Origin of the sequence: Nitrincola sp. (genome assembly GCF_048264025.1) — a bacterium.
Taxonomy (GTDB): domain Bacteria; phylum Pseudomonadota; class Gammaproteobacteria; order Pseudomonadales; family Balneatricaceae; genus Nitrincola.
Map to the genome: position 1 here is coordinate 105,627 of NZ_JBLXDN010000009.1, position 13,201 is coordinate 118,827.

Genomic DNA, 13,201 nt, shown 5'->3' on the forward strand with positions numbered 1-13,201 from the left:
TGATTACACTGACCTGGTAAATAGCCTATTAGCCAAAACGTTGTTCAAGGTACGTATTGATAGCCGCTGATTCGTACAACCAGGTAACCCGGTCAGCTTCTTCAATCCGCAGACAAGGCACCTGAATTTTGCCACCCTGCTGTTGCAGTTCCTCACGTGCCTGTGGATCATTCTTGGCGTCACGTAAAGCCACATTCAGATTCAGTCGGTGCATTGAGCGACGGGTTTTTACACAAAACGGGCAGGCATGGAACTGATACAGGGCCAACTTCTGTGTGGCCTGGTCAACCTCAGCTTGCAACTCAGCCGGACGAGGCATCTTGCGAGGACGGGTAATAAAGTCGATAAAGATAATCAAATTTCCCAAGCCATTGCGTAACGCTTTTACTAACATAATCGTCTCACCTGCCGTTAAATCGAAGGCGCAGAGTTTAACAGAATCTGGTGGTTTTAGCAGGCAAACCGAGGCTCATCCAGGGTAATCTCACTATCTTGCACTCATAACAACGTGGCTTAGAGGGCCAATGGGATCGGGTCTGTCTGACTCGCCGTAAACCCATCCCTGGGGGCTCCAGCGCGCCATCCATGGCGCACAGGGTCAGCCACATCCGATCCCATCAGCCCTCACCAACTTGAGTGCCAGCGTAAAGCCGGTTTCAAACTGCCACTTGCCAAAGCTCTTTGCCATATCTCCGAATCATGGGCTTAATTCGGTTTTCCATGCCATACGGTGATGTTTATCCTGAAACTGGCACAGGGCTGTGGGCGGGGTGGTGGTATCGCTTTGGTGAGACCGTCTGCCACCAGGACGGTGGCAGCCGAGCGGTCATGGATGACGAAAAGCGTGTCACACCAAAGCGATACCACTACCCCGCGTGGCACTACAACAGCGTAATGCCAACAGAAAAGCCAGAAAAAGGGTACTGACCCCTTTTAAAAGAAAAAGCCCGGAAGACTGGGCAACCGGGCTATAAAGGGGGGGAACGCTGTTACGATCAGGCAGCGGCTTCGTCTTCCACTGAAGAGCGGATCAGATAATCAAATGCACCCAGCGCCGCTGCGGAGCCATTGCCCATGGCAATGATAATCTGTTTATAAGGCACGTTTGTGACATCACCGGCAGCAAACACACCCGGAAGATGCGTTTCGCCGTGGCTATTAACTTCGATTTCACCAAAACGCGACAGTTCCATCACGTCTTTCAGCCAATCGGTATTCGGTACCAGACCGATCTGTACAAAGATACCCGCCACATCCAGGTCGTACAGCTGGTTATCGGTACGGTCTTTATAAGTCAAGCCGATCACTTTTTTACCATCACCACGCACTTGGGTGGTTTGTGCCATTTTAATGATGGTGATATTGGCCATGGAGGCCGCTTTTTTCTGCAATACCGCATCGGCACGCAGTGTGTCACCGAACTCCAGCACGGTGACATGCTCAACAATACCGGCCAGGTCGATAGCCGCTTCGATACCGGAGTTACCACCGCCAATAACCGCTACACGCTTGCCTTTAAACAACGGGCCGTCACAGTGCGGGCAATAGGCTACGCCTTTGCCACGGTACTCCTGCTCACCGGGCACGTTCATTTCGCGCCAGCGCGCACCGGTTGCCAGAATAACCGACTTACTTTTCAGGGTGGCGCCATTTTCCAGATCGATTTCAATCAGTTTTTCACGACGCAGTTTGCGTGCACGCTGATTATCCATCACATCAACGTCATACTCTTTAACATGCTGTTCCAGGCTGGCAACCAGTTTAGGGCCTTCGGTATAGTTCACCGAGATAAAATTCTCAATGCCGACCGTATCCATCACCTGTCCACCAAAACGATCAGCCACCAGACCGGTGCGAATACCTTTACGTGCGGCGTAGATAGCAGCAGCTGCACCGGCAGGTCCACCACCTACGATGAGCACATCGTAAGGATCTTTTTCATTCAAACTTGCCGCTTCCCGCTTAGCCGCACCTGAGTCCACTTTGCCCAAGATTTCTTTCAGCGTCATACGGCCCTGACCAAAGGGCTTGCCATTCAGCAGCACAGTCGGAACGGCCATGATTTCCCGCTCGGTGACTTCATCCTGAAACAAGGCGCCATCGATCATCACACTGGTGACATTCGGGTTAAGTACTGCCATCAGGTTCAGCGCCTGAACCACATCCGGACAGTTCTGACAGGAGAGTGAAATATAGGTTTCAAAGTGAAACTCACCTTCCAGGCTTTTGGCCTGCTCAATCAAAGCGGCTTCCGCTTTGGAAGGGTAACCACCGGTCTGCAGCAGAGCCAGCACCAGTGAGGTAAATTCGTGCCCCATTGGAATACCGGCAAAACGCACACGTGCGGTCTCACCGACCGGCGCTATCGCCATACTCGGGGTTCTTTCGCTGCCATCGGTCAGCTGCTTGAGGCTGATTTTGTCGCTCAGCTCAGCTATTTCCTGACACAATCCAAGCAGTTCTTTTGATTTTGCACTTTCGTCAGTGGACACAGTAATCTCAATCGGATTAACGATATTCTGCAGATAAGTGTCCAGTTGCTTCTTAAGATTCGCATCCAACATGAGACCGTCCTTTAACGATAAGGAAATTAAATTCGGAGGGTATTGAAGCCGGCCCAGGTACTGGACCGGCTGAGTCAACAGATCAGAGTTTAGATCTTGCCAACGAGGTCCAGAGAAGGTGACAGAGTTTCTTCACCTGGCTGCCAGGAAGCAGGGCAAACTTCGCCGTCATGGCTAGCTACATACTGAGCGGCCTGGATTTTACGAACCAGCTCTTTAGCTGAACGGCCAATACCCAGATCGTGAATCTCAGCGACTTTGATCTCGCCTTCAGGATTGATCACGAACGTACCGCGCAGTGCCAGACCATCTTCCTCGATCATCACGTCGAAATTACGTGAAATCACACCCGTTGGGTCAGCAAGCATTGGGAACTGGATTTTTTTGATGGTGTCGGACGCATCATGCCAAGCTTTGTGGGTAAAGTGAGTATCAGTTGATACAGAGTAAACTTCAACGCCCATTTCCTGCAGTTTCGGATAGAAATCTGCCAGATCACCCAGCTCAGTTGGGCATACAAAGGTGAAATCGGCTGGATAGAAGAATACGACTGACCACTTGCCTTTCAGGTCAGCATCAGATACCTGAACGAACTCACCATTGTGGTAAGCCGTAGCGTGGAAAGGTTTAACTTCAGTGTTAATCAGTGACATTTTGTTCTCCTGTTAAGGTTGTCGTTATTCAACAAGTCCATAATAGGAAACTTTTAAGCCTTTGGGAAATTAATATATGTTAACAGATCGATTGATTTTATTTATCAGGAGGCGGGTATCACTTGGTCAACCATCAATTGCAAGCTAACCTGTCCGCGAAACTCATTGCGAGACAAGCGATAAACCAAATGTACTTGCTGTACAGATTCATCTGGCCAGAGCTCAGTATCCACATTGAAGGCTATCGCGTCCACTGCTAATGAGCCTCCGACCGGCATGACCACCAGCTTCAGGTGACGATAGCCGACAATGCGCTGCTGTAACACCCGGAATTCACCATCAAACACAGGTTCCGGGAATTGATGCCCCCAGGGACCGGCATCCTGCAACAACGCCGCCAGTTCCAGGGTTAAGTCGGTTTCTGTCAAAGCTCCATCGGTCATCAAAATACGCTGGAGATCCTGAGTCGATAAACGCGCCCTGACTTCCTGATCAAACGCCTGACGAAACGCGTCCAGATCCTGGCGTGCCAGGGATAAGCCAGCCGCCATGGCATGGCCACCAAATTTACGTAACAACCCAGGATGACGCGCCGCTATAGCATCTAGTCCATCACGAATATGAAACCCTGGAATGGAACGTGCTGATCCTTTAACCTCATCCCCTTCTCCCGGGGCAAACGCAATCACCGGACGATGCAGGCGCTCTTTGATACGTGAAGCCAGTATACCCACCACGCCCTGATGCCAGCTCGGGTCAAACAGGCACACCCCCCAGGGCATTTCAGTATCATTCAATGGTAAGTCAGCCAGTATATCCAAGGCCTGCTGCTGCATCTCACGTTCAATACTGCGCCGCTCGATATTCAGATCATTAAGCATCTGCGCGATTTCTTGCGCCTGCTGTGGGTCATCACACAGCAGGCATTCAATACCAATCGACATATCTTCCAGACGGCCAGCGGCATTCAGTCGCGGCGCGATAGCAAACCCCAGATCCGCCGCCATCAATTGCTCCCGACGGCGCCCGGCCACCTCCAGCAGCGCCAGAATACCAGGGCGCGCCTGGCCGGCACGGATACGTAACAAGCCTTGATGTACCAGGGTGCGGTTATTGTGCTCCAGCGCCACCACATCAGCCACAGTGCCCAGCGCTACCAGATCCAGCAGACTGGCGAGGTTCGGGGCTTGAATACCCTGCTGGTCAAAATAGCCCTGCTGCAACAACGCTCGGCGCAACGCAATCATGACATAGAAAATCACCCCGACACCGCAGGTAGACTTAGCCATGAATTCACAGCCTGACTGATTCGGGTTAACGATGGCACAGGCGGCAGGAAGCGCATCTCCCGGCAGGTGATGATCGGTAATGATCACATCCAGCCCAAGTTGCCGAGCCCGCTCGACCCCTTCCACACTGGAAATACCGTTATCGACTGTGACGATCAGCTGCGGTTGTTGTTGAGCTGCCACCTCGACTATTTCTGGACTCAAGCCATAACCAAATTCAAAGCGATTAGGCACCAGATAGCTGACTTTCTTCGCCCCCATCATCCGTAGCGCCAGCATTACCAAGGCCGTACTGGTGGCACCATCACAATCAAAGTCACCAACAATCAGGATCGACTCCTGCTGTTTTAAGGCATCGACCAGCCGCGACACAGCCGTATCCATGCCTTTCATTCGACTATCGGGCAGCAATTCACGCAGGTTACGTCCAATCTGGGCTGGGTCGGTAATACCCCGTGCGGCATAAACCCGAGCCAACACAGGATGGAGTGCCTCCAGGGCGGCGGCAGACTCGACAGTGGAAGTACGGCGTTGGATTAATGCAGAAGACATAAGGGATGCATAGCGCCAGTCAGAACAATACTGGGCACCCGGTCACAGCCAGGGTGCCCACAGGAATCAATCGCGGTGCACGTGCGATGCGATATACGCATGCACCTCGGCAAGGGATTTTGGCAACACACTGAAGCGCTCTTCACGCTCCATCAGATCACTGAGACGGGCTGGCAACTGTGGAGCTTCCAGACCGGCTTTTACCACAGGTTCTGGGAACTTCACCGGATGCGCTGTCGCCAGGGTGATCATCGGTACACTACGGTCCTTCCAGCACTCGCGTGCCGCTTTAAGTCCTATCGCTGTGTGTGGGTCGAGCAGGTAACCGGTTTCAGCATGCACCTGTCGGATCACCTCACAGGTGGTCGCATCATCAACAGCATAACTGTCGAACAGCGCACGGACACTTTCCCAGCGCGCCGGTTCCAGCTGCACCGCTTCGGATTTGAAACGTTGCATCAGATCCGCCACGGCGGCCCCATCACGGCCATAGACATCAAACAGCAGGCGTTCAAAGTTTGATGACACCATGATGTCCATGGACGGAGACAGGGTGTGCTCCAGCGTGCCTTTAGACATATCATTGCCGGAAATAACCCGGTGCAGGATATCGTTGCGATTGGTCGCAACTACGAGCTGCTGAATCGGCAAGCCCATTTGCTTGGCCAGGTAACCGGCAAAAATGTCACCAAAGTTGCCCGTAGGCACCGAGAAGGAAACCGGACGATGCGGCCCACCAACCGCCAGTGAGGCGGAGAAATAGTAAACGATCTGGGCCATAATACGTGCCCAGTTGATCGAATTCACCGCGCCCAGCTTCAAGCCCTTAAGGAAGCGCTGATCCGCAAAGCTGTCTTTAACCATCTCCTGGCAATCATCAAAATTGCCTTCCAGGGCGATATTAAATACGTTATCGGCCAGAATGCTGGTCATCTGTCGACGCTGCACCTCAGACACCCGGTTGTAGGGGTGCATGATAAAAATATCCAGGTGTTTGCTGTGACGGCAGCCTTCTATCGCTGCCGACCCGGTATCACCAGAGGTGGCGCCCATGATCACCAGACGCTCGCCACGCTCGGCCAGTACATGGTCCATCAGCCGTCCCAGCAGTTGCAGGGCGAAATCTTTAAACGCCAGGGTCGGACCATGAAACAGTTCCAGTATCCACTCGTTCTGCTCCAACTGCACCAGCGGCGCTACACCGCTGTGATCAAACACAGCATAGGTTTCATCCACCATCCGTTTCAGGTCTGCATCGCTGATACAGCCCTCCACGAACGGCTGAATGACCTTAAAAGCCAGTTCCGCATAAGAAAGCCCCGCCCAGGAAGCGATTTCATCCTGACTGAACACAGGCAGTTGCTCCGGCACATACAGGCCACCATCTTCGGCCAGACCGGCCAGCAACACATCAGAAAAGCTCAGTGAAGGAGCCTTTCCACGGGTAGAAATATATTTCATTACCTGACTCCTCAACCTTCCAGATGATCTATACGGATGCGGATCAAATCACCCAGAATATCCGGTAGTGCTTCAATTTCACGGATGGCTTCATTCATCACCCGCTCTTCGACACGCTGGGTCAGCATAATCACTGGCACCTGGGCTTCACGAGTCTCTTTCTGCACGATGGCTTCAATATTGATGCCTTTTTCACCCAGAATACGGGTGACATGGGCCAGCACCCCAGGACGTTCAACAGCCTGTAGACGCAAATAATAGCCACTGACAGTCTGCTCAACCGGCAACACTGGTGTTTCAGACAACTGGTGAGACTGGAAGGCCAAAGGTGGCACGCGACCATGAGACGGCGTATCCATCAAGCGCGCCACATCGACCAAATCAGCGACCACAGCCGAGGCTGTAGGTTCAGCACCAGCACCCGGACCGTAGTAAAGTGTCTGACCTACCGCATCACCAGAGACCAAAATAGCGTTCATCACACCGTTAACATTAGCCAACAGTGTCGATTTGGGAATCAGTGTCGGATGTACGCGCAGTTCAATACCCTGCTCGGTATGACGGCTGATACCTAAATGCTTGATACGATAGCCCAGCTCTTCAGCATACTGCACATCGTCCGGAGTGATCTTGCTGATCCCCTCGGTATAGCTTTTTTCAAACTGCAGCGGAATGCCATAAGCAATTGACGCCAAAATGGTCAACTTGTGGGCCGCATCAATACCTTCCACATCAAAAGTTGGGTCAGCTTCGGCATAGCCCAGTGCCTGAGCTTCGGCCAACACATCATTAAATGCACGGCCTTTTTCACGCATTTCGGTCATGATGAAGTTGCCGGTGCCATTAATGATACCGGCCAGCCAATTGATTTTATTGGCCGCAAGCCCTTCGCGTATGGCTTTAATGATTGGAATACCACCCGCCACGGCCGCTTCGAAAGCCACCACAACATTTTTTTCATTGGCGGCCGCAAAAATTTCGTTACCATGCACGGCAATCAACGCCTTGTTGGCCGTTACTACATGCTTACCCTGCTCAATGGCGAGCATCACCAGATCACGTGCGGCCTCATAACCACCAATCAGTTCGACAACAATATCTATTTCAGGGTCGCGGGCTATGGCCATAATATCGTTGGTAAGGGTAAAGCCAGAGGTATCACAAGCCGGATTATCACGACGTGTTGCAATTGCGACCACCTCAATGCGGCGACCCGCACGCCGGGCGATTTCGTCCGCATTGCGCATCAGTACATTGAAAGTACCGCCACCGACAGTTCCGAGTCCACAGATCCCGACTTTTACAGGCTTCAAACCACACCTCACAATTTCAGTTCACGACAAAATTCCGCGCCATAGCAGCAGAAAAATAAAATGGCGATTAGTATAACTAAAACGGGGGCATTGCACTACGCAAGCCCCCGTTTTACTGAGTTTAGCCTGGCGATAAACGCCAGTTGAATTAATGCGCTATGCCCAACATTTGAGCAATCCGTTCGGCCGGCATATAACCCGGAATCAACGTACCATCTTCCAAGACCATAGCCGGTGTTCCCGAAACACCTATCTTTTGCCCTAACATCAACTGTTCGACTACGGGGTTTTCGCAGGTCTTATTTTCTATGGTACTACCGGACTTCACTCGATCCATCAGCGCGGTGCGCTCTTCGGCAGTTTCACCACACCAGATAGTAACCATGGTTCGATAGGTTGCTGTATTCGGGCCAGCGCGTGGAAAGGCCAGGTAACTCACCTCAATCCCCATGTCATTCAAAGCTTCCACTTCATCATGTAATTGGCGGCAGTAAGGACAGTCCACATCGGTGAAGATTCGCAAGGTAGCTTGCTTCTCACCTTTGGCTGGATAGGTGATCATCTGATCTGCAGCCACTTCAGACAGTGCATCAACACGCATCTGATTTTGGGTTTGCTCGGTCACATTCACTAAGCCCTGATCACCAATGCGGAACAGGTGGCCCACAAGGAAATACTCACCCTGCTCATGTGCGTAAAGCAGCTCACCACTTTCTAACAGCACCTCGTACATACCCTCCAGTGGTGCCGCCTCAATACTTTTAATTGGAATCCTGGCATCCGCTTTGTGTAACTGCTCACGGATTAAATCCTTGGCATCAGCCATACTCTGCGAGCTGAGCAGAAAACCCATCAATAAAACGACCCAACCGGCATACTTCTTCATAGCTTCCTCATTCAATCATTAATACTTGGTTATCAGAGTAACCACGGAGATAAAAGTTCATCCTCGCGGATGATGTGCTTGATGCAATGACTGCAATCTGTGTGTTGCTACGTGTGTATAAATTTGTGTTGTTGACAGATCCGCATGACCGAGCAACATCTGCACAACGCGCAGATCGGCACCATGATTGAGCAGATGCGTGGCAAACGCATGGCGCAACACGTGCGGTGACAAAGATTTGTCAATACCCGCCTGATTTGCATGCAGACGCACTCGGTGCCAGAAGGTCTGACGGGTCATCTGATTGCCCCGGCGACTCAGGAAAACCACATCCTGTGAGGCATCAACGGCAAGCAAAGGTCGCGAGGTTTTCAAGTAGCGGCGCATCCATTCCAGCGCCTCATCTCCTACCGGCACCAGACGCTCTTTATCACCCTTACCAACCACCCTTATCACCCCCTGACGGAGATTCATCTGCTCCGTTCGCAAGCTAACCAGCTCCGTAACCCGCAAACCAGACGCATAAATCAGTTCAAGCATGGTTCTATCACGCAGTCCCAGCACATCCGACACATCGGGAGCCGCCAGCAGATGTTCAACATCGGCTTCAGTCAGCGTTTTAGGTAAGGGTCGACCCGGTTTAGGGCTGGCAATATTGAGTGTCGGGTCCTGTTCCACCCGCGCCTCACGTAACAAAAATCGATAAAACCCGCGCAGACAGGATAACACCCGCGCGGTGGAAACCGCTTTGAATGCCTGCCCAACCCGCCAGTCCAGATAGGCTTGAAGGTGATGCCGCTGGACCTGGAGCAAATAGAGAGAGCGATCATTAAGCCATAAGGCAAAATGATTAAGATCACGCTGATAAGAAAGTTGCGTATTACGACTCAACCCCTTTTCCAACCAGGCTAGCTGCACATATTCCCGAATAAGGCGCTGATCCTGAGGCTGGGGTTCCAAAGCAGTAAAACGACGATCCAGGGTCAACGAAAAACCTCGGTAGCCTGAAGCGATTCCAACTCAACCGGGTACTGCGCCGTACCATGCTGTACTCGCTCCGCCACGCGGGCATTACCATCTTCAACACTGACCAGTATGCCGTCAACGCGCTTTCCAAACGTGGTATAAAAACGCACCGGATGGCCGATGTAGTTTTCCAGTTCTTGCGGATCAGTTCGGCGATATTGCTGCGGCTCAGTCAATCGCGCCTCAGGTATAGCCGGCGGCGATGACACACCTGGCATATTACGCGGCAAATTTGCCAATTCAGAGGACTCTGGCATCTTCACTAGTGGCTGATGCTGAATTACTGGCTCCTGCAACAACACCAACAGTGACTGCATTTGCTCTGAATCCAGTGCCAGTGGCTGGTCATTCACACTGACTGACAGTGTGCTTGCCAATACTTCACCCAGATACTCCGGTGAGTCAAGCGAACGCAGATCCACACCATCCAGATTCAGACTCATAACCATTCGGGCACCTGGCTCACCCGTCTGTCGGTAAGCCGACATCAAGGAAGCAGTCAGCTCCGGAGCCTGATCATTCAACCAGTCCTGAATCAATCCCAAATGTTGATCACGGTATTCAGCAATACTCAACCCTGACTGCATGGCACAGAACTGGTTTTTACGCTGGTTGTAGCCTTTATCCTGATAACTGACAACCATACGTTTGAGCTGCGGGCCCTGCTGCAACAAAACCTGAGGAGAAGCCATACCAGCCTGAAGGCTCACATCAACAGCCACTTCACCCCAACCGTACATGTGCCCAAGCAACTCCAGATCCAGCCTGTTTTGGGCGGCTTTACGCAGGTTGGCATGAAAGTCAAAGCGGCCCTGACGCATTCCCATCATACGCATTGCGGACATATCAAAGTAACGCACTGTTCCACATCCTAGCGCTTCAGGTTGAACCCCCTCTTCGGCCTGCTGAGCTAATTGCGTCAACATAACGAATAAGGGCATATTAAAATCTACATGCAAGCCTTCTATAGCCAAAGCTAATTCATCCGGCCAGTCACCGGTAGCCACACGCGATTCGAAGCGTAAAAAAAATAGCGGATCTGAAGTCAGGCGAATGTTGTCGACAATAAATCCAGTGGGCTGCCCCATAGGTGTAAAGGTAACGGTACTCAGCTGAATATCGCCCAGAGGATTGACATACAGTGCGCCATAATCAGCCTCAATCAATGGACGCATTTGCTGCAACTGCGCATCGATGGCCGATTTCACCTGATAGTAATACAAGCCGTAAGCAATGAGCAGCAACAACAACAGCAGCAACACTACCTTTGAAAACAGTTTAACAATCCACATCCGTCTTTTCTCAGCTAAATGTTTCCCGATATTGCATTCTATGCACAATTTAGCCTTTACGCGAATGCCCAGACGAAAAAAAACGGCCCGCAGGCCGTTTTTTTGATGTGGGGCAATTAACCCAGCTTTTCTTTAATACGTGCAGACTTACCGCTACGCTCACGCAGGTAGTAAAGTTTAGCCTGACGTACATCACCACGACGCTTGACGCTAATACTGTCAATGATCGTGCTGTAAGTCTGGAAAGTACGTTCAACACCCACACCGTGGGAAATTTTACGTACTGTGAAGGCTGAGTTCAGTCCGCGGTTACGCTTACCGATCACTACACCTTCAAAAGACTGCAGACGGCTACGTTCGCCCTCAACAACCTTAACCTGGACTATAACGGTATCACCGGGTGCAAATGCAGGCACCTCTTTATTCATCTGTTCAGCTTCAATCTGCTGAATAATACTACTTTTGCTGCTCATCGCTCGCTCCTGTATTTTCGACCGCACGCCTATTCGGCTTCGCGGATATATTCGCTTAACAGCGCCTGCTGTTCCGGGCTGAGTTCAATCTTGTTCAACAGATCCGGCCGTCTTTGCCAGGTTCGTCCCAACTGCTGCTTCAAACGCCAGCGTTTGATATCAGCGTGGTTACCGCCCAACAGTACCGGTGGTACCTGCTTATCATCGAGTGTTTCAGGTCGGGTATAGTGCGGGCAATCCAGCAAGCCTGCAGCAAAGGAATCCTCGGCTGCCGAATCTTCATGCCCCAATACACCGGGTAACATTCGCGAAACTGCATCCACCATAACCATGGCAGGCAGCTCACCTCCACTGAGTACAAAATCACCCAACGACCATTCTTCGTCAATATCAGCGTCTATCAAGCGCTCATCTATGCCCTCGTAGCGCCCAGCCACCAAAATCAGGCTGTCTGCGGCTGCAAGCTCTGACACACCTGCCTGATCCAACCGGCGCCCCTGGGGTGACAAGTAAATCACCCTGGGTTGCCCCGGTGCTTTCAGTTTGGCGGCCTGTATGGCATCTCGCAGAGGCTGCACTTTCATCAACATACCGGGACCGCCGCCATAAGGCCGGTCATCCACGGTACGGTGCTTGTCCAGCGTAAAATCCCTGGGATTCCAACACTCGACCTGAAGCAAACCACTGCGAACTGCGCGTCCAGTGATGCCATAGCCAGTAATGGCATCGAACATCTCCGGAAACAAACTGACAATTCCGAACCACATCAATTAGAACTCCGGGTCCCAATCGACCCGCATCGTTCCTTTTTCAAGATCTATCTCTTTAACCACCTGTTCCGGCAAATAAGGGATAAGCCGTTCAACCTTGTCGCGACTATTCGCAGTCGCTTTGACGACGAACACATCATTCGAACCGGTTTCGATCAGGTGGTCGACCCGTCCCAGCAACTCGCCGGATTCGGTATAAACCAAAAGATTTTCAAGCTGACTCCAGTAGTACTCTCCTGTTTCCAGCTCAGGTAACTGATGCTGTGAGACATAAATCTCCGCATTGCTCCAGTCTCTGACCTGTTCAGGGGTATCAATACCCGCCAACTTGGCAATCAAGCCTTTACCGTGACGCTTACTGGATTCCAGTTTGATCTGAAACCACTGTTCGCCACGCTTTACCTGCCAGGGGGAATAACAAAATACATTATCTATCGGATCAGTATAGGAGTGGATTTTGATCCAGCCCTTAACACCGTAGGGTGCAGTCAACTTACCGATAACGGTGAGTTTCTCTGCTTGCATTTGCTCCATACCTGTCAGGTCCGCCAAACTTACTGTGCGGCTTTACGTGCGTCTTTAACCAGATTAGCAACGCGCTCAGAGGTCTGAGCACCTTTGCTGATCCAGTAATCAACACGTTCCAGGTTAATGCGCAGACGCTCTTCCTGACCCCGGGCTACAGGGTTAAAAAAGCCCACCCGCTCAATAAAGCGGCTGTCACGCGCAAAGCGTGAATCGGCAACGGTGATATGATAGAACGGACGCTTTTTGGCGCCGCCACGAGACAAACGAATAGTGACCATGCGCTGGACCCCTTTATTTCGCAAGGATGGGTTTTAGGATCGCCCATCGTTAATAATCCCCATCCCTTCGCTATGTTAGCCGGCAAGACGGGGGCCAATCTAAAAAACAAGGCGCG

13 protein-coding genes are annotated in these 13,201 nt (G+C 51.6%); all 13 read right to left on the reverse strand.

Annotation, left to right across the window (positions count from 1 at the left end; translation table 11 throughout):
- Nucleotides 1-28 precede the first annotated feature (28 nt).
- The gene (locus ACN0R1_RS09055; RefSeq protein ID WP_417582041.1) at nt 29-394 is read right to left on the reverse strand and encodes a glutaredoxin family protein; all 366 of its coding nucleotides are present in this window, start codon (nt 392-394) and stop codon (nt 29-31) included.
- Between the two features lie 601 nt (nt 395-995).
- A complete protein-coding gene (gene ahpF / locus ACN0R1_RS09060; protein ID WP_417582043.1) occupies nt 996-2,564 on the reverse strand; it encodes an alkyl hydroperoxide reductase subunit F in 1,569 nt (522 codons plus the stop codon).
- Between the two features lie 89 nt (nt 2,565-2,653).
- Nucleotides 2,654-3,217 (reverse strand): alkyl hydroperoxide reductase subunit C, encoded by a 564-nt coding sequence (gene ahpC / locus ACN0R1_RS09065; RefSeq protein WP_417582045.1) that lies wholly within the window; start codon nt 3,215-3,217, stop codon nt 2,654-2,656.
- A gap of 104 nt (nt 3,218-3,321) precedes the next feature.
- Complete coding sequence (recJ, locus tag ACN0R1_RS09070) at nt 3,322-5,058, reverse strand: single-stranded-DNA-specific exonuclease RecJ (protein WP_417582047.1); 1,737 nt, start codon at nt 5,056-5,058, stop codon at nt 3,322-3,324.
- A gap of 66 nt (nt 5,059-5,124) precedes the next feature.
- Entirely contained in the window at nt 5,125-6,519 is a 1,395-nt protein-coding gene (thrC, locus tag ACN0R1_RS09075; protein ID WP_417582049.1) for a threonine synthase, read from the reverse strand.
- An 11-nt stretch (nt 6,520-6,530) separates the two neighbouring features.
- On the reverse strand, nt 6,531-7,832 hold the full coding sequence (locus tag ACN0R1_RS09080; RefSeq protein WP_417582051.1) for a homoserine dehydrogenase: 1,302 nt from the start codon (nt 7,830-7,832) through the stop codon (nt 6,531-6,533).
- A gap of 148 nt (nt 7,833-7,980) precedes the next feature.
- Nucleotides 7,981-8,718: a DsbC family protein gene (locus ACN0R1_RS09085; RefSeq protein WP_417582053.1), complete on the reverse strand. Its 738-nt coding sequence runs from the start codon at nt 8,716-8,718 to the stop codon at nt 7,981-7,983.
- Between the two features lie 57 nt (nt 8,719-8,775).
- On the reverse strand, nt 8,776-9,705 hold the full coding sequence (gene xerD / locus ACN0R1_RS09090) for a site-specific tyrosine recombinase XerD (RefSeq protein WP_417582055.1): 930 nt from the start codon (nt 9,703-9,705) through the stop codon (nt 8,776-8,778).
- Nucleotides 9,702-11,036, reverse strand: coding sequence for a hypothetical protein (locus tag ACN0R1_RS09095; protein WP_417582057.1), 1,335 nt, complete (start codon nt 11,034-11,036; stop codon nt 9,702-9,704). Before ACN0R1_RS09095 ends, xerD begins: the two co-directional genes overlap by 4 nt.
- A 116-nt stretch (nt 11,037-11,152) precedes the next feature.
- Entirely contained in the window at nt 11,153-11,509 is a 357-nt protein-coding gene (gene rplS, locus ACN0R1_RS09100; RefSeq protein WP_417582059.1) for a 50S ribosomal protein L19, read from the reverse strand.
- Nucleotides 11,510-11,538: 29 nt separating this feature from the next.
- On the reverse strand, nt 11,539-12,276 hold the full coding sequence (gene trmD / locus ACN0R1_RS09105) for a tRNA (guanosine(37)-N1)-methyltransferase TrmD (RefSeq protein ID WP_417582061.1): 738 nt from the start codon (nt 12,274-12,276) through the stop codon (nt 11,539-11,541).
- A 3-nt stretch (nt 12,277-12,279) separates the two neighbouring features.
- A complete protein-coding gene (gene rimM, locus ACN0R1_RS09110; protein ID WP_417582063.1) occupies nt 12,280-12,804 on the reverse strand; it encodes a ribosome maturation factor RimM in 525 nt (174 codons plus the stop codon).
- A 29-nt stretch (nt 12,805-12,833) separates the two neighbouring features.
- Entirely contained in the window at nt 12,834-13,085 is a 252-nt protein-coding gene (gene rpsP, locus ACN0R1_RS09115) for a 30S ribosomal protein S16 (RefSeq protein WP_151057715.1), read from the reverse strand.
- Nucleotides 13,086-13,201: the final 116 nt, after the last annotated feature.